Raw genomic sequence first — 16,763 nt, 5'->3', positions numbered from 1 at the left:
TTCACGCATGTTTTGTTCCAAAATCGGTTCCCAACTTCAGGAAACATGCTTTCGTGTTTTGCTTGCGGATTCCGCCCATTTGCCGTCAACGTGGCGACATGGCGGATTCGTTCGTCAGTTATCGGATATTAAGCTTAATGAAGCGTTATCCTTTGGCTCAGCACTTCTACAGAACTGTGCCAGCCCCATAATTTTCAACAGGGATTTTTTGAAGGCGGTTTGCGCTCAGCAGTTGCCCGAAAACGGACATTTGCTTCAATCCAAATGCGATGGACCCACACACTATGCATCACAAGCTTATGATTTGTGATGCCCCGCCCCCGGTTGACGCCCTCCCATCATTGGCATATTTAATGCAAATAGTTTGCAACTGCATAAACACCCAAGGCATTGAGTATGGCACCCCATGGAGCAGGCCCCTCCGGCGCTGGCGAAGTAACATTTGAAGGCTGGCGACGTGATCGCGGCGAAGCATCCATGTCCGATGTCCACCGCTCGATCCGAGTCAATCGTTCAGGTTCAAAGTTCCGTCGCGCACTTTCCTTCTTCGGTCCCGGCTATCTGGTAGCCGTTGGCTATATGGACCCCGGCAATTGGGCCACCTCGCTCGCTGGTGGCTCTCGCTTCGGCTATACGTTGCTATCCGTTGTGCTGCTGTCCAATCTTATGGCCGTGCTCCTGCAGGCGCTTTGCGCACGTCTTGCCGTCGCAACCGGCCGCGATCTGGCACAGGCTTGCCGCGATGCCTATCCGCGCTTTCTCGCATGGCCGCTCTGGTTCCTGGCCGAACTGGCAATCTGCGCCACCGATCTGGCGGAAGTCATCGGCACCGCCATCGGCCTCAACCTGCTCTTCGGCATTCCGCTGGAAATCGGTGTCATCATCACTGCTGCCGATGTGCTTCTGGTTCTTTATCTCCAGAACAAGGGATTTCGCCGTGTCGAGGCGCTCATCATCACCCTTCTGGGCGTGATTGCGCTCTGCTTCCTTATTCAGATTCTGATGGCGCAGCCGCAATGGGGCGCAGTCATCAAGGGCTTTGCGCCAACAACCGACATCATCCGCAATCCGGACATGCTTTATATCGCCCTTGGTATCATCGGCGCCACGGTCATGCCGCATAATCTCTATCTGCATTCGGGCATCATCCAGACACGCGATTACGGCCACACGACCGCTGAAAAGCGCGAAGCCATACGCTTTGCGACATGGGATTCCACCATTGCGCTGACATTCGCGCTGCTGGTCAATGCATCAATCCTGATCCTGGCTGCTGCAAGCTTCAACGCCACCGGCAATACTGCGGTCGAAGATCTCGACAAGGCCCATGCTCTTTTGAACCCGCTGCTGGGATCAGCCCTTGCGCCAACGCTTTTTGCGATTGCGCTTCTGTGCTGTGGCCTGAACTCGACCATCACCGCGACGATGGCCGGACAGATCGTCATGGAAGGCTTCATCGATATTCGCCTGAAGCCGTGGCTGCGCCGTGCGATCACCCGCTTCGTGGCCATTGTTCCCGCTGCCGTCGTGACGATCATGTACGGTTCGCAGGGAACGACAGAGCTTCTGATCCTGTCTCAGGTCGTGTTGAGCCTTCAGCTACCCTTTGCCGTCATTCCACTCGTGATGTTCACGGCGGAGAAAAAGAAGATGGGATCGCTGGTCGCGCCGCGCTGGGTGACGTTGCTTGCTGCCATTACCGCTGCAATCATCGTCGTGCTGAATATGAAGCTGATCTACGATTTCCTGTCCGGCGTGCCAATTTAAGCCCCTCCCGAGGCTTTTCGAATGGGCGGCTCCGTATCTTGAAGCCGCCCATTCTTTTACTTCACCGCCGCATTGCCGCCATCGGCGTAAAGCGCCGAACCCGCGACAAAACTCGACATCGGGCCTGCCAGAAACAGCGCGGCCTGAGCGATTTCTTCGGGCTGGGCGATCCGTTTCATCGCATGCAGGCCTGCAGCCCATTCCTTGTGCTTTTCATCTCCGCCCATCGGCGTATCGACACCACCCGGCAAGAGCGCATTTGCCCGGATACCACGGGCGCCGTAATCGGCGGTTATGCCCTTCACCATACCCATGAGAGCTGCCTTCGAGGTTCCGTAAACCGACATGCCCGGAATGCCGACGCTCGTGCCGACAAATGTCGAGGTGAAGACAATCGAGCCTCCACCCCTTTCAAGCATCAGAGGGATTTGTGATCTCGCTCCCATAAACGCCGAGGTCAGATTACCTGCCAGCACCCCCGCCCAATCATCGGGCGCGATTTCGGCAAGCGGCGCGATAGGGCCGACCGTGCCAGCATTGTTGACGGCTATATCAAGGCCGCCGAATGTATCCTTCGCTGCCGCAGCAAGTACCTCATGCGTTTCAGCTTCCGAGACATCGCCAGCAACACAATGCGCCTTTCCGCCAAACGCCGCGATCTCCTCCGCAACACGTTCTAGACCGGCAAGTCCGCGAGCATTCAGCACAATGGCTGCGCCCTCTCTGGCAAAAAGCAATGCAGCAGCCCGCCCTATTCCCGACGATGCACCGGTGATGATTGCGACCTTGTCTTTCAAACTGGACATACTGAACCTCCGTGATTTCGTGGAGGTCCCAATTAAAGTCCCGGCAGTAACGCAACTATCCGTTTCTTGCGTTTGAATGCTGAAGCAGTCGATTAGGAGCATTTCCAGCAAAAACATGAAACGGTTTTGCGTAGGGCAATGCGACAACACAAACAGTTGGAGCGGTTCCAACGCTTCTTTTAAAATAGAAGCCGCTCTAGAAAAAATTGTCAGTCGGTCTGTAAGCCGGGTTCTGTATGGCCGGGCTTTCGCCCGACGTGGCAGCCATTCATCTGGGACGGATGTCGCCACCCGCCTCGTGCAACCCACCCGGACGGCTGATCCGGAAACCGATTGCCGGCCCTTGCGAGCCAGCGCGCCGTCCCTATTCGGTTTTGCTCCCGATGGGGTTTACCGTGCCGTCTGCATTGCTGCAGACGCGGTGGGCTCTTACCCCACCCTTTCACCCTTACCCCGTCATCCCTGCCGTTTCGTTGCGCAACGGTACGGAAGACGGGGCGGTCTGCTTTCTGTGGCACTTTCCCTGGGGTCACCCCCGCCGGGCGTTACCCGGCATCGTGTTTCCATGGAGCCCGGACTTTCCTCACCTGCCGCCTTTCGGCATATGACAAGCGCGGCTGCCCGACCGACTGACAGCGCGCATATAGCAACGATAGCGGAACAGTGGAACCGGATTCCGGAAAAAATCTGCAGTCACCGGAAACAGAAAAGCCGACAGTGTCTCCACTGTCGGCTTTCCGTTCACATCAGGCGGCCTGTACTCTACGCGACCGCCGACGTAAATCTGCATTCGCATCCTGAAAATGCATCAGAGCGCGCGCATATAGGCCTTGACCGAGCTGCAATATTTCGCCGAGGTCGGGTTCATACGCTTTGCGCCGTGACCGGCATTGTACTTCAGGATCGTGCCGCAAGTGCTGCCGCCGCCGAGCTTCTGCGCCTGGGCCAGATACTTCATGCCGAACTGGATGTTCGTGGAAGGCTCATAGAGACCCTTGGCTGAACCCGTGTAGCCGAGGCCACGTGCGGTCGAGAGCTTGATCTGCATCAGGCCGATTTCACCGGCCTTGCCACGCACATTCGGCTGGAAATTGCTTTCGTGACGCACAACCGCATGGGCAAGTGCGGAAGGCACGCCATAGGTCGATGCGTAACGATTGATGATGCTTGAATAAGCGCCGCCGCTCTTGGCGTTACGGGCAGTCGTGTCCTTCGACTGCGAACGCTTAGCAGCAGAACCCTTGCCCGTAGAATTCTTGGCAGTCGGAGCCGCACGGCGGCTGACGACCGATGCCTTCTTCGGCGCTTTGGTTGGCTTTTCCGCCTCGGCAGTCTTGTTCTGCTGGCGTGCCTTGAGGAGAGCTGCGAGGTTGGTCGGTTCAGTTGAAGGGGCACTCAGTGCTGGATTCAGGCCAAACGAACTCATCGCGCCAACAAGGGCGCAAACAACAACAAATTTAATTTTCATAACCTACCGTCTTGGAACGTTTCTTTTCTCAGACTGTCTGTCTTGGGTAAAAACAGTCCTGTTTTTTGATCCCGCCCGATATGGGTTGTCAGGCCCTTGTCCGCTGGGATTGAGCGATGAAGTGCCGGGCAAATGCAGCCGAAGATTGGTTGTAAAAGTAAAATAGTCTTACAGGTTGTAACATTCGTGATTCACGCAAACGCGGCGTAAACCTTCGTCACAACCCTTCTGCAACCGGGCTGGATCGATCTATTTTTATGAAATCATTACAGAAATACGAATCAACGCTGGATAGAGAGATTAACCGCCTGCATCTCGTCAGGCGGTAACATTCTGCAGGGAAAAAATTAGCCTGTAGAGGGTATCTATAGTAGATACATCAGCCACCCCGTCCACATTTTGTGTCCGAAAATGTCGCTGAAAGGCCTTAATCACAGTCTCGGTGCCTTCATCGAAGACACCAGTGATGGCGATTTCGTAGCCATAAAGTGCCAGCATGGATTGCAACGCCTCGACCGGCTGGCCGTTTTCGCCACGTGCCAGAAACCGCCCGCCGCGGATCGACGTCGGCTCGATATAGTGGCCGATACCCGCCTCGTGGAGCCGCTTCCAGGGGAAGTTATGGCCCGGGTCTGTCTTGCGCGAAGGTGCAATATCGGAGTGGGCCAGAATATTTTCCGGCTTGATGGTATAACGCTCGCATATATCGCGGCAGAGGCGGATGACCGCATCGATCTGCGCATCCTTGAACGGCGGATAGTCTTCAAGATTACCCGGATTGACGATCTCAATGCCGATGGAGGCCGAATTGATGTCCGTTTCGCCCTTCCAGAAGCTCTTGCCCGCATGCCAGGCACGGGCCTTTTCCGAAACCATCTGCACGATCCGCCCGTCTTCATGGACAAGGTAATGCGCGGAAACTTCCATATCTGGCGATTTAAGAACCTGCACGGCCTCTTCGGCAGTCGCCAGACCGGTATAATGGAGAATGAGAAAGGCGGGCACCTTGCCGTCGCGACGCGGACCGAAATTGGGTGACGGATCAAGCGTTGCACCGGCAAAATCGGGCCGGTCAAGCGCCAGCTCCCGCAACAACTCGCTCTCGATTTCGCGCACGCTGCTCATGCAGCCTCCAGATTCTTCTCAATGCTTGCCCAGGCAGCGTTTATCGCTGCCAGACGCCTGTTGGCAATGGTTATGAATTCAAGCGGCAAGCCCTCTGCCACCAGCCGGTCCGGATGATGTTCCTTGACCAGCGAACGATAGCGCTTGCGGGCCATCTCGAAGGAAACGCCGCGCTCCAGCCCCAGAATGGCATAAGGATCGTCAGCACCGCGCTGGACATGCCGGATCGAGATACGATCGAAAGCGACTTCATCATAGCCGAAAATATCCGCAACGCCTGCAAGGAAGGCCATCTCTTTTTCATGCACATAGCCGTCAGCGGTGGCTATATGAAAAAGACCGTCGAGGATATCCTCAAGCAGATGGCAATCGGGTTGTCCTTCACTACACAATCCGGCGAGCTGACGCGCATAGGATTCATAGCCAGCGACATCCTGCTTGGCGAGATCGTAGAGCCGCGCAACATGCGCCGTCTCTTCCTTCGGCACGGCGAATATATCCTGAAAGGCGCGGATTTCGTCCTGTGTGACGACCCCGTCGGCCTTGGCCATCTTGGCTGAAAGCGCGATCATCGCAATGGAGAAGGCCACCCGGCGCCGTGTATCGGCGTCACCTTCGAAAACGGTGCGCACGGCTTCGATAACGCCAGTAATGGCATTCGACGCCACGTAAGTGACAAACTCACCGATGCGAACCCAAATCGACATGGGACTTTTCTATAGAATTCCGAATGAACTGAAAACCGCCCAGGCGAGCGAAAGTCTAAAAAACAAACATTTAGAAAGAATATCAGGACATTGGCTTAGATTGTTGCCGAGTTCCGCAACGAACGCTTATTGCTGGGGTTCGCGTTCGTCGAAGGAACGCTGTGCGGCCGTGGCTGCTGCTTGTCCAGCCGTCTGTGCCTGCTGATCCGTTTGACCGACAGATTTTGCCGCGGCAACGGCATTGGTCCGTGCGCGTTCAATGGCTGCTGCCTTCTCTTCCGGGCTCACCACACCGGAACTGTCGCGGAGCGACTTGACCAGATCGGGGCCTTTCTCCGTGCTTCCACTTTCTGCCGGTTTGGCAGGCTGCGATACAGCAGCGGCGCCCTGCTCGCTGCCATTCGTAGTGGCAGCAATCTCGTCGTCTCCTTTGCCGCAAGCGGCAAGCACAACAAGAACAATCGCAGAGATGAAAAACAGGAAGTTACGGTTCATGACAAAAGCCATAACCGAACCGAGCCTGCGTTGAAACACGGAAAACGCAGAATGCCCGTCTTTTCCCGACATGGTTGCTTTAACGTTCATCTCAATCCTAAAACCATTGGCTTAAAGCCATTGGTCTAAAGCCTTTGACCGAAGCCTATTGGCACGAATGGCGACCCGGAAACCGGATCGCCACCCGCATGCTAGTGCATCACGACTTCCCAACCTTAGTTGGAAGGCGCTGTCCCTGTACCTGGCGCCGGGGTAGCCGGTGCCGGAGTTGCCGGGGCTGGCGTCGTCGTCGTGTCATTGTTCGAGGGCGCTGCCGGCGCGGATGGTGCCGGTGCGTTGCTCGTGTCGTCCTTCTTGTCATTGCACGCTGCAAGGCCGAGAAGCGATACGGCGGCGACAGAAGCAATCAGAAACTTCTTCACGTTGGCTCTCCTTCCTAGATCAGGCTCGTTGGCCTGGTTTCAGGCATTAAATGGCAATATTGCCAAACGCCTCTCTCTGTTTTCTCCGTGCGTGACCGGTTGATCCGGCCAATCACCTTTACGGTCACTCATCGACACAGAAATCCCGTCGACTCGGACCGTCACACAAGAAAACGGCAACGGCGCGAAAAAGTTCTCTCAAATAGTCTTACCGACCGTAATAAAGCGACAGTATTACAGGCGTATAGGCGCATTCATCTGGTTTAAAAACCCGCAATTAATTCGTCACGCCCCTGTCATTGGACGATGTTTAACTTGGCAAAATCAAAGTCGGGATTCGTGCACTAGGGGAATTTTTGATGACACAGCAAGCATCAGCCGACACAATTCTAAAGCAGGCCGTGACCCAGAACAGCGCCCTCTCGCGGGCAGGCTTTTCTGAAAGGCTGTTTGCCTGGCTGTTCAAAGGGCTGGTCTATCCGCAGATATGGGAAGACCCGGAAGTTGATATGGCAGCTCTGGCTATAGAGCCGGACCACCGCATCGTCACCATCGCGTCCGGCGGATGCAATGCCATGTCCTACCTGACCGCCGATCCGGCACGTGTGGAGGCGGTCGATCTCAATCAGGCACACGTCGCGTTCAACCGGCTGAAGATTGCGGCTGTCAAAAACCTGCCCGACTACGATGCATTCTACCGATTTTACGGGAAAGCCGACGACAAGACCAATCTTGCCGCCTACAAGCGCTTCATCCGCCCGCATCTGGACAGCGAAAGCCGCGACTATTGGGAAAAACGCAAATGGAATGGCCGCCAGCGTATTTCCATTTTCTGGCGCGACCTCTATCGCCACGGCTTGCTTGGCGTCTTCATCGGCATGGGCCATCGCGTGGCGCGCCTCTACGGGATCGATCCGCGCGACATCTTGAAGGCGCGCACAATGGAAGAGCAGCGTAGCTTCTTCGACACGGCGCTTGCCCCGCTCTTTGAAAAACGCATGGTGCGCTGGGCCACGGCCCGCAAATCATCCCTTTTCGGACTGGGCATACCGCCACAGCAATATGATGCCCTTGCCACTGCAGGAAACGGCGACATGGCGCTTGTCCTGCGCAGCCGTCTTGAGAAACTCGCTTGCGGTTTCCCCCTTACCGACAATTATTTCGCCTGGCAGGCATTCGGGCGCGGCTATAGCGGCAATGAGGAGACCGGGCCTCTCCCGCCCTATCTGTCACGCTCCAATTTTGAAACAGTACGCGCACGCGCTGATCGCATGACCGTACAGAACGCAAGCTATACCGATTTTCTCGCTGCCAAGCCTGCGGCATCCGTCGACCGTTATATCCTGCTGGATGCGCAGGACTGGATGAATGACGAGCAGCTCAATGCCCTCTGGAGTGAAATCACCCGTACGGCAGCACCAAATGCCCGTGTCATCTTTCGTACCGCAGCCGAACCGAGTCTGCTTCCAGGACGGGTGGCACCGCAGATTCTGGATCGCTGGGACTATCAAGCGGACGAATCCCGCACCCTGCACGACCGCGATCGCTCGTCGATCTATGGCGGGTTCCATCTTTATGCGCTGAAGGATGCCTGACATGTCGCGCAGCCCATGGAGCGTTCAGGGTATAGACCATGCCAACCTCATGGATCGGGTCTACCGTCGTCAGCGGCACTTCTATGACGCGACCCGCAAATACTATCTTCTGGGTCGCGACCCCATGATCGCAGGACTGTCCGTACCCAAGGACGGCACAGTTCTGGAGATCGGCTGCGGCACCGGCCGCAATCTGATAAAAGCTGCAGAAAACTACCCCGATGCAAAACTCTTCGGCATCGATATTTCAGCAGAAATGCTGGATACGGCACGCCGGGCGGCGGAGCGCGCTGGCATCGAAGATCGCGTCCGGCTTGATCGTGCGGATGCGGCCCAGTTCGATCCAGAACGACTGTTCGGGCAAGCCGGCTTCGACCGGATTTTCATTTCCTATGCCGTATCGATGATACCGCAATGGCAGTCGGTCATTCGTGAAAGCATCCGGCACCTCAATGCGGGCGGAGAATTGCATATCGTCGATTTTGGCGATCAGGCCCGGCTGCCGCGCTGGTTCGGAAAGGCACTCTTCCAATGGCTGGAATGGTTCCATGTCACACCGCGCAGCGACTTGTTCGCGGTTTGCGACCAGCTTGCGCAGGAACGCAGTGCTGTCGTTGAGAAGCGCATTCTTTATCGCGGCTTTGCCTGGATAACAGTTGTTCGTTCGACAATGCCACCCTCTGCCACAGATTAGCACCAAACTTGCCCGCCAGACTGGTGACGTCCGGCTCCGGATCGCGTAACCGTTAGAAGACTGATTCGCGACACGGAACCACTATATGAACCGTCTGGCCAGCTGCAGCATTCTCGCCCTCGGCGCTTTACTTCTCTCCGCCTGCACGACGGTGGATTACGACTTTTCCGACGTAAAGAAATCGGGCGGCTCGGTGGCCCGGATCGCACCGCCGTCCGGCTCGGTAAAGGCACCGCGCTTCGGTGATCGCGACCCGCACGACTGGACCGGTAAAACGCCCTGGCACTATCCGATCCACGGCACAGACGTTTCCAAATATCAGACCAACATTGACTGGAGCGCCGTGCGCGCCAGCGGCATTTCCTTCGCCTTCATCAAGGCAACTGAAGGCGGTGACCGTGTCGATGATCGTTTTCAGGAACACTGGAACGGCGCGCGCCAGGCGGGTATCCGACGCAGCGCCTATCATTTCTACTATTTCTGCCGTCCGGCCATCGAACAGGCCCGCTGGTATATCCAGAACGTGCCGCGTGATCCGAGCGCGCTTCCACCCGTTCTCGATATGGAGTGGAACCCGCAATCGCCAACCTGCAAGCTGCGCCCCAACGCAGCCGTTGTGCGCAAGGAAATGCGCATCTTCCTGCAGGCGCTGGAAAAGCATTACGGCAAACGCCCGATTGTTTACACGACGGTCGATTTCTTCGATGACAACGACTTGCGGCAGATGGCAGACTATCCGTTCTGGCTGCGCTCCGTTGCCGGTCATCCGGACGAGAAGTACGGCCCGCATCCGTGGACGTTCTGGCAATATACCGGCACCGGCTCCATTCCCGGCATTAAGGGCGACGCCGATATCAATGTCTTCGCAGGCGATGCCAACTCGTGGAAAAAGTGGCTGGAAAGCAACAAGGTCCGCTAACACGGCGCAGTTTGGCAGTTCACACCAAGTTTTGCTTCATTTCCGGGGCTTGTTCGGGCAATAGCTAAAACAATCCCCGAAAGGGAGCCTTTTGCTCCCAATCTATTAGTGTGAGTTACCAATGAAGTTTTTTGCTTCAGTTATCGCAGCCGCCTTGCTTGCATCGACAACCATGTCGGGTGCACAGGCCGCCGCGTCTCCGGCGCCTGCTGCGACGCCAACTGAAAACACCGTCAATCTTCCCAAGCCGGAATGCGAGATCGATTACGGCCAGTGGATGGACAATCTGACCAAGGAAGCCCGCGACGCCGGTGTCGGCGAAAAGGGCATCGCCGAATTGCACAAGGCCATGCTTGAGCAAAAGGTGCTTGATCGCGACCGCAAGCAGACTGTTTTCAACCTGACCTTCACCGAGTTTTCCAAGCGCCTCATCTCGGAAGCGCGTTTGAAGAAGGGCCGTGAAAATCTGGCCAAATATGCCGACGTCTTCAAGAAGGTTGAAGATACCTATGGCGTTCCGGGGCCAGTCCTTGCCGCGTTCTGGGGGCTTGAAACCGACTATGGCGCCATTCAGGGTGATTTCGACACGCTGAATGCACTTGTCACCCTCTCCTATGATTGCCGCCGTCCGGATCTGTTCCGCCCGCAGTTGATTGCCCTTCTCAAGCTATTCGATCAAGGCGTCGTCGATGCAGCAACAACCGGCGCATGGGCTGGCGAAATCGGCATGATGCAACTTCTGCCGAAGGATTATCTTGAACGTGGCGTCGATGGCGACGGCGATGGCAAGGTCGATCTGAAGAGCAGCGTTCCCGATGCCATGATGACCGCAGGCCGCATGATTTCGGAACTCGGCTGGAAGCGTGGCCAACCTTGGCTGGAGGAAGTTCGCCTGACCAAGGATCTGCCTTGGGAAGAAGCGATCCGCACCAACCGCAAGCCACATTCCTGGTGGGCTGAGCAAGGTGTGATGGGCCTCAACGGTCCACTCGGCCCCGATGATGGCGACGCGTCGCTTCTACTGCCGCTGGGCCGCAAGGGACCGGCTTTCCTGTCCTATCCCAACTTCGACGTGTTCGTGGAATGGAACAAGTCCATCGTCTACGCCACAACGGCTGCTTATTTCGCAACACGTCTGGCTGGTGCACCTGCCTTCGATCCGGGTAATCCAGTTCCGGGTCTGACACAGGACCAGTTAAAGGAACTTCAGACCAAACTCCAGGCCCGCGGTTACGACATGGGCGGAAAGATCGACGGCGTGTTCGGTCTCCTGACCCGCGATGCCGTGCGCGCCGAACAGATGCGCCTTGGAATGCCTGCCGATTCATGGCCGACACAAGAGCTTCTCGATAGGCTCTAACTCGACAAGGCGCGGTTCAAAAAACCGCGCCTTTTCTTTTCCTGAAGTGAAATGCGCCCCATGCTCACAACGCTGATTGTCGTCCTTCCTGTTTTTGCGCTGATTTTCTCCGGCTGGGGTGCCTTCAAGCTGAAAATACTCGGGCCTCATGCGATAGCGGAGCTGAACCGTTTCGTCGTCTATCTGGCGCTGCCTGCTCTTCTCTTCGACATCATGGCCAATACGCATGGCAGCGAACTCTGGCAGCCGGGCTTCATCGCAGTGTTTCTGCTTTCGAGCGCCATTGCTTTCGCATTGCCCTTTCTGGTGCGACGGCGTGGAAAGCTACCTCTGGCGGATACCGCGCTTGACGGGCTGAACGCCGCCTACCCGAATACCGGCTATATGGGCATTCCGCTTTCGATGATCGCCTTCGGGTCAGGCGTTTTGGCAGCAACCACCATTTCGATCATCATCACCGTCTGCGTCACGTTTGCTTTTGCGATCGTGCTGATCGAAATCGGCCTGCAGACAGAGAAGAAGCCGCTTCATCTCATCTGGAAAGTCATGCGGTCCCTGATCCGCAATCCACTGCTTGTCGCTCCGGCGCTCGGCGCGTTGGTGTCCTTTCTGGGACTCACCATCCCTGCCCCGGCCGAAACCTTCCTGAAGATGCTCGGTGGTGCCGCATCTCCTTGCGCACTGGTGGCGCTTGGCCTGTTCCTCGCCCAGCCGCGCAAGATCGAACGCGAAAGCGTCAATGCCATCGCTTTTCTTGTTTCGGTCAAGCTCATCGTCCAGCCGCTCGCAACCTGGCTGCTGGCGGTCTATGTATTCGGACTGCCTCCCCTGCTCGCACAAAGCGCTGCTCTTCTTGCCGCACTTCCGACCGGCACGGGCCCCTTCATGCTGGCTGAGCATTATCGTCGCGAGGCGGCGATAACCTCCAACGTCATCCTCTACTCGACAGTGATATCTATCCTCACCTTGTCGGCATATTTGGCGCTAATTCGCTAAAAAGCGCAAAAAACATCGCCAAAAGCCGGTGGCAACTACGGCGAAAACAGTACCAAACGTGGCAGTTCGGTGTCTTTTTCATGAAATGTGAACAAATTTTTCTAGTCAAATATTTCAATAGTTTAGGTGGTAAACGATAGGTTTATTTCTCCATCACGCCAGATTGCAGCACGAAATCTTCTTTTGTTCGAGGCGTTTTGCGCTTAGATTCCAGCTTCCTACCAGCGCGCGTCCGGTCACCCGGGCGCATATGAAGGAGACAGACCAATGGGACTTACGCGATCTTTGAATGTCCTCATGATCTGTGCGGCATTTGCATTTGTTGCAGCGTTGATAGCAGGCGTCATCCCTTAGGGGAATTAGCCTAAACCATTACGGCGGCTTCGGTTTTGAGGATAGGCCGACCCGCACGAAAATGAAAAGCCCGGCGTCACCGCCGGGCTTTCTTTATCTTAGGCAACTTCCAGAGCTGCTTCCGTCTTCGGCCTTATGCCGATCATGTGACAGATCGCAAAGGGCAGATCGGCGCGATTCATCGTGTAGAAATGGAAATCCTGCACGCCGCGTTCGATCAGATCCATCACCTGCTCGGCGGCAATTGCCGCGGCGACCAGCTGATGCGTCTGCGGATCATTGTCCAGTCCTTCGAAACGCTCCGCCAGCCAGCTCGGAATATGCGTCGCCGACCGCGCGCAGAAGTTTTTGACCTGCTTGAAATTATGCACCGGCAGGACACCTGGAACGATCGGGATGTAAATACCGGCACGGCGCACGCGCTCGACATAACGCTCGTAAAGGTCATTCTCGAAGAAGAACTGCGTGATGGCCCGCGTCGCACCATTATCGACCTTGCGCTTCAGCATATCGATATCGGTCGCAAAATCCGGGCTTTCCGGATGCTTTTCAGGATAGGCGGAAACCGAAATGTCGAAATCGGCAATATTGCGCAAACCGGAAACCAGTTCAGCGCCATTCTGATAACCACCCGGCGTCGGCACATATTTCTCACCAATACCCGCCGCCGGATCGCCGCGCAGCGCCACGAAGCGGTTGACACCGAGAGCCGCGAATTCACGCACGACACGATCGACTTCCTCGCGTGTCGCATCCACGCAAGTCAGGTGCGCCGCTGGTTTGACATCGGTTTCCTTAAGGATGCGCGCCACGGTACGCGCCGTACGTTCACGCGTGGAACCACCGGCACCATAAGTCACGGAGACGAATTCGGGCTGTAGCGGAGCGAGCCGCGTCACCGTATCCCAGAGACGCTGTTCCATTTCCTCCGACTTGGGCGGGAAGAATTCGAACGATACCCGGGTGGTCTGGCCAACATCCGGTCGGCGGGAAAGACCGTAAAAACCCATCAAACTGTCTCCGTCATGCTCATTATCTGCTTTTGTCGCATTGTCTTTATCCCAAAACCGGTTCCCACTTTTGGGAGACATGCGAAGCCGGATCGGCAATGAGAAGGCGTGGGTCGCGGGCGAGCCATAGCTTCACCGTCAGCCCCTCTTCTCCATTGGCCGCCTTCGGCTCCAGTTCCAGTGTCTTTTCCGGCTCAAGACCGGCATCTCTCATCCAGCCCAGCATCTGCTCGTCGCTGAATCCAAGCCGCAAATGGGCGTGTTCCTCACGCAGGAATTCGAGCTTGTGCGGCGCAAAATCGACGATCAGCAACCGTCCGTTGGGGCGCAAAGCCCGCGCCGCTTCACGAATGGCTGCAAGCGGATCATCAAGGAAGTGCAGAACCTGATGAATAGTCACCAGATCGAAGCTCTCACGTTCTACAGGCAGCGCATAGACATCGCCTTGGCGAACCTGCGCATTGCCGATGGCTGCAAGATCGAGATTGGCTCGCGCTACAGACAGCATGTCACGATTGATGTCGATGCCGACACCACGAAGGTAAAGCGGGGCAAAAAGCTCCAGCAACCGACCCGTGCCGGTGCCGACATCCAGCATCGCCTGAAACGGCTTGTCACCGATAACTTTCTTAAGCGCGACTTCAACCGCATTCTCGGAAACATGCAGCCTGCGAATCTGATCCCAGCTGCCGGCATTGGCGCTGAAATAGGCGGCCGCCTTTTCCTGACGGCTGGACTTCACTTGCGACAGGCGTTCCATGTCGCGCTCAACCAGCGCATCCGCCTTGTCGAGACGAGCCAAAAGCCCACGTGCAAGATCGCCACTGATCGCATTGTCGGCGAGACGGAAATAGGCCCACGCGCCTTCCTGATAGCGATCGATAAGATCGGCTTCTCCAAGCAGCTTCAGATGGCGCGAAACCCGCGGCTGGGATTGCCCCAATATCGTCGTCAGGTCGGAGACGGTGAGATCACCGCGCGAAAGAAGCGCCAAAATACGCAAGCGGCTTGGTTCAGCCACCGCCTTCAGCACATCTACCATCAGATCGAGTTGCAGTTGCAAACCGGTCATGCCTTCCGCTCTTGATTGATCCATCACCTCATTTACGGCCCATCGCGGCAATCCGTAAAGATATAAAGATATGTTTATATGAAAAGTAATTCCTGCGCAAGCGATTTTCGTGGCACAATGAAGCAGACGAAGGATTCGCCTCAATAACTGACTGTAAGGATAAGCCATGCGTGCAGGCACAATGCGCCAGAAGGCAATCGCCAAATCGCTGACGCTCCTGCTTCCGGCAGTACTCTATTCGGATTCAGAACCGATCCGCGCTGCGGCGCTCAGCCCCCATATGAAGACGTTGCCACCATCTACTGCCGTGTGGCTGGCGACAGTCGCGCATGTGCGCCACACGCATACTGATTACGATGCACTGCGGGATGATGGATATGACAAGGATTCAGCGCGTTTCTTCGTGCTGGATGCGATCAACACCAAGCTGACCGAATGGCGCGCCACGCGCCTTCTGTCGCCCGAAGACGACGAAGCCGTGGAGATGTGAAAACGCCGCCCGGAGGCGGCGTTTGATACGCGATAGAACACCGGCTATTCGGTGCCGTGGCCTTGCAGATATCCATGTTCACGCGGGTTCGGCATGACAAGGCTGACGACGAAGACGATCACCATCATCACGGTCACATACCAGAAGAAGCCGCTTTCCATGCCCTGCTGCTTGAACCAGAGCGCCACATATTCAGCCGTGCCGCCAAAGATCGCATTGGCGATGGCGTAGGAAAATCCGACGCCCAGCGCCCGCACTTCCGCCGGAAACAATTCCGCTTTCACGATGCCGCTGATGGAGGTGTACATGCTGACAACCGCCAGAGCGATCACGATATAGATGAATGCCCAGGTCGAGCTCTGCACCGAACCGATCAACGTCATGAGCGGGATTGTGGTCAAGATTGAAATGCCGCCAAAGCCGATCATCATCGTCTTGCGGCCGATCCTGTCGGACAACGCGCCGAAAAGCGGCTGCATCAACATATAGGCCAACAGCACGAAGGTCATGGTTTCGCTGGCCGTTTCCTTGCTCATGCCAGCCGTGTTGACCAGATATTTCTGCATATACGTGGTGAAAGTATAGAAGGCGAGCGAACCGCCAGCCGTGAAGCCGACGACGACAAGGAAGGCCTTGCGATGGTTCTTCCAGATATTGGCGAAGCTGCCCGCCGCCTTGTTGTTGCGGGTTTCTTCCGTCGAGGTCTCGTGAAGGGTCCGCCGCAGAAAAAGCGCGACGATGGCTGCAACACCGCCAATGGCGAATGGAATGCGCCAGCCCCAGGCATGAAGCTCGTCCGATGTCAGGAAGAACTGCAGGACCACGATCACAAGAACAGCGAGCAACTGCCCGCCAATCAGCGTGACATACTGGAACGAGGAGAAGAAGCCACGGCGCCCGGCCAGCGCCACCTCACTCATATAGGTAGCGGTAGTGCCGTATTCGCCGCCCACGGAAAGGCCCTGCAAGAGGCGCACGATCAACAGCAGGAATGGCGCCAGAACACCTATCGTTTCATAGGTCGGCAAAATGGCGATGGCGAAAGAGCCAAGGCACATCATCGTAACCGAAATCAGCATGGATGTGCGCCGACCAAGCTTGTCGGCAATGCGACCAAACAGCCAGCCACCGATGGGGCGCATGAGGAAGCCAGCCGCAAAAATCGCAGCCGCATTCAGCAACTGGCTGGTCTGGTCCTCCGCAGGGAAAAACTGCGATGCGAAATAAAGCGCACCGAAGGAATAGACGTAAAAATCGTACCACTCCACCAGATTACCCGATGCGCTGGCCACGATGGCAAAGACGCGGCGGCGCGTGTCATGGGCATCATGTGCCGCTTCGACCTCGCCATTGGCGTCAGCATGCATTTCTGCATTGTTCATTCTGAAAACTCCCGATAGCAGGCGGTTCTCAAACAGCCTGCAAGCCGCCGACCCCAAGCAGGGATTACCGAAATCGGCGATTGTTTCACTTCGTAAACATA

The 16,763-nt window shown here is 56.3% G+C and carries 16 protein-coding genes and 1 other RNA gene; 7 read left to right on the top strand and 10 right to left on the bottom strand.

Annotated features, from left to right (window positions below; genetic code table 11):
- Window positions 1-396: 396 nt before the first annotated feature.
- The gene (locus tag OANT_RS09025; RefSeq protein ID WP_012091741.1) at window positions 397-1,767 is read left to right on the top strand and encodes an Nramp family divalent metal transporter; all 1,371 of its coding nucleotides are present in this window, start codon (window positions 397-399) and stop codon (window positions 1,765-1,767) included.
- 56 nt (window positions 1,768-1,823) lie between these two features.
- Here OANT_RS09025 and OANT_RS09020 read toward each other — a convergent pair whose 3' ends face one another.
- The 7 genes from OANT_RS09020 to OANT_RS08990 all read right to left on the bottom strand — a co-directional run bounded on the left by OANT_RS09020 (window position 1,824) and on the right by OANT_RS08990 (window position 6,790).
- A complete protein-coding gene (locus tag OANT_RS09020) occupies window positions 1,824-2,573 on the bottom strand; it encodes an SDR family oxidoreductase (RefSeq protein ID WP_012091740.1) in 750 nt (249 codons plus the stop codon).
- 205 nt (window positions 2,574-2,778) lie between these two features.
- Window positions 2,779-3,206, bottom strand: an RNA gene (gene rnpB / locus OANT_RS25135) — RNase P RNA component class A.
- A 175-nt stretch (window positions 3,207-3,381) separates the two neighbouring features.
- Window positions 3,382-4,041: a lytic transglycosylase domain-containing protein gene (locus OANT_RS09010; protein WP_010659717.1), complete on the bottom strand. Its 660-nt coding sequence runs from the start codon at window positions 4,039-4,041 to the stop codon at window positions 3,382-3,384.
- A gap of 318 nt (window positions 4,042-4,359) precedes the next feature.
- The gene (locus OANT_RS09005; RefSeq protein ID WP_012091739.1) at window positions 4,360-5,166 is read right to left on the bottom strand and encodes an N-acetylmuramoyl-L-alanine amidase; all 807 of its coding nucleotides are present in this window, start codon (window positions 5,164-5,166) and stop codon (window positions 4,360-4,362) included.
- On the bottom strand, window positions 5,163-5,873 hold the full coding sequence (locus tag OANT_RS09000; RefSeq protein ID WP_012091738.1) for a J domain-containing protein: 711 nt from the start codon (window positions 5,871-5,873) through the stop codon (window positions 5,163-5,165). Before OANT_RS09000 ends, OANT_RS09005 begins: the two co-directional genes overlap by 4 nt.
- Before the next feature lie 126 nt (window positions 5,874-5,999).
- Complete coding sequence (locus OANT_RS08995; RefSeq protein ID WP_012091737.1) at window positions 6,000-6,458, bottom strand: hypothetical protein; 459 nt, start codon at window positions 6,456-6,458, stop codon at window positions 6,000-6,002.
- Window positions 6,459-6,583: 125 nt separating this feature from the next.
- Window positions 6,584-6,790 carry a hypothetical protein gene (locus OANT_RS08990; RefSeq protein WP_010659713.1) on the bottom strand — a complete coding sequence of 69 codons (207 nt, stop codon included), beginning with the start codon at window positions 6,788-6,790 and terminating at the stop codon, window positions 6,584-6,586.
- 359 nt (window positions 6,791-7,149) lie between these two features.
- On the opposite strand from OANT_RS08990, the gene OANT_RS08985 reads away from it, so the two are divergent.
- From OANT_RS08985 to OANT_RS08965, 5 genes are all read left to right on the top strand, one after another.
- The gene (locus OANT_RS08985) at window positions 7,150-8,385 is read left to right on the top strand and encodes a BtaA family protein (RefSeq protein ID WP_012091735.1); all 1,236 of its coding nucleotides are present in this window, start codon (window positions 7,150-7,152) and stop codon (window positions 8,383-8,385) included.
- A 1-nt stretch (window position 8,386) separates the two neighbouring features.
- Window positions 8,387-9,079: a class I SAM-dependent methyltransferase gene (locus tag OANT_RS08980; RefSeq protein WP_010659711.1), complete on the top strand. Its 693-nt coding sequence runs from the start codon at window positions 8,387-8,389 to the stop codon at window positions 9,077-9,079.
- Window positions 9,080-9,164: 85 nt separating this feature from the next.
- Window positions 9,165-9,998, top strand: a complete 834-nt coding sequence (locus tag OANT_RS08975; protein ID WP_012091734.1) for a glycoside hydrolase family 25 protein — start codon at window positions 9,165-9,167, stop codon at window positions 9,996-9,998.
- Between the two features lie 121 nt (window positions 9,999-10,119).
- Window positions 10,120-11,358: a lytic murein transglycosylase gene (locus OANT_RS08970; protein WP_012091733.1), complete on the top strand. Its 1,239-nt coding sequence runs from the start codon at window positions 10,120-10,122 to the stop codon at window positions 11,356-11,358.
- 60 nt (window positions 11,359-11,418) lie between these two features.
- Window positions 11,419-12,354, top strand: a complete 936-nt coding sequence (locus OANT_RS08965; RefSeq protein ID WP_012091732.1) for an AEC family transporter — start codon at window positions 11,419-11,421, stop codon at window positions 12,352-12,354.
- A 452-nt stretch (window positions 12,355-12,806) separates the two neighbouring features.
- Here OANT_RS08965 and metF read toward each other — a convergent pair whose 3' ends face one another.
- Together metF and OANT_RS08955 are read right to left on the bottom strand one after the other, a co-directional pair.
- Complete coding sequence (gene metF / locus OANT_RS08960) at window positions 12,807-13,718, bottom strand: methylenetetrahydrofolate reductase [NAD(P)H] (protein WP_012091731.1); 912 nt, start codon at window positions 13,716-13,718, stop codon at window positions 12,807-12,809.
- 46 nt (window positions 13,719-13,764) lie between these two features.
- Entirely contained in the window at window positions 13,765-14,790 is a 1,026-nt protein-coding gene (locus OANT_RS08955) for an ArsR/SmtB family transcription factor (protein ID WP_010659707.1), read from the bottom strand.
- Window positions 14,791-14,956: 166 nt separating this feature from the next.
- Here OANT_RS08955 and OANT_RS08950 point away from each other — a divergent pair, with 166 nt between their 5' ends.
- Window positions 14,957-15,280, top strand: coding sequence for a DUF2293 domain-containing protein (locus tag OANT_RS08950; protein ID WP_012091730.1), 324 nt, complete (start codon window positions 14,957-14,959; stop codon window positions 15,278-15,280).
- 44 nt (window positions 15,281-15,324) lie between these two features.
- Here the strand turns inward: OANT_RS08950 and OANT_RS08945 are convergent, their stop codons facing one another.
- Window positions 15,325-16,662, bottom strand: coding sequence for an MFS family transporter (locus tag OANT_RS08945; protein ID WP_012091729.1), 1,338 nt, complete (start codon window positions 16,660-16,662; stop codon window positions 15,325-15,327).
- Between the last annotated feature and the right edge of the window lie 101 nt (window positions 16,663-16,763).

The organism is Brucella anthropi ATCC 49188 (assembly GCF_000017405.1).
Classification (GTDB): domain Bacteria; phylum Pseudomonadota; class Alphaproteobacteria; order Rhizobiales; family Rhizobiaceae; genus Brucella; species Brucella anthropi.
This window is presented reverse-complemented; position numbering and strand designations above follow the sequence as displayed.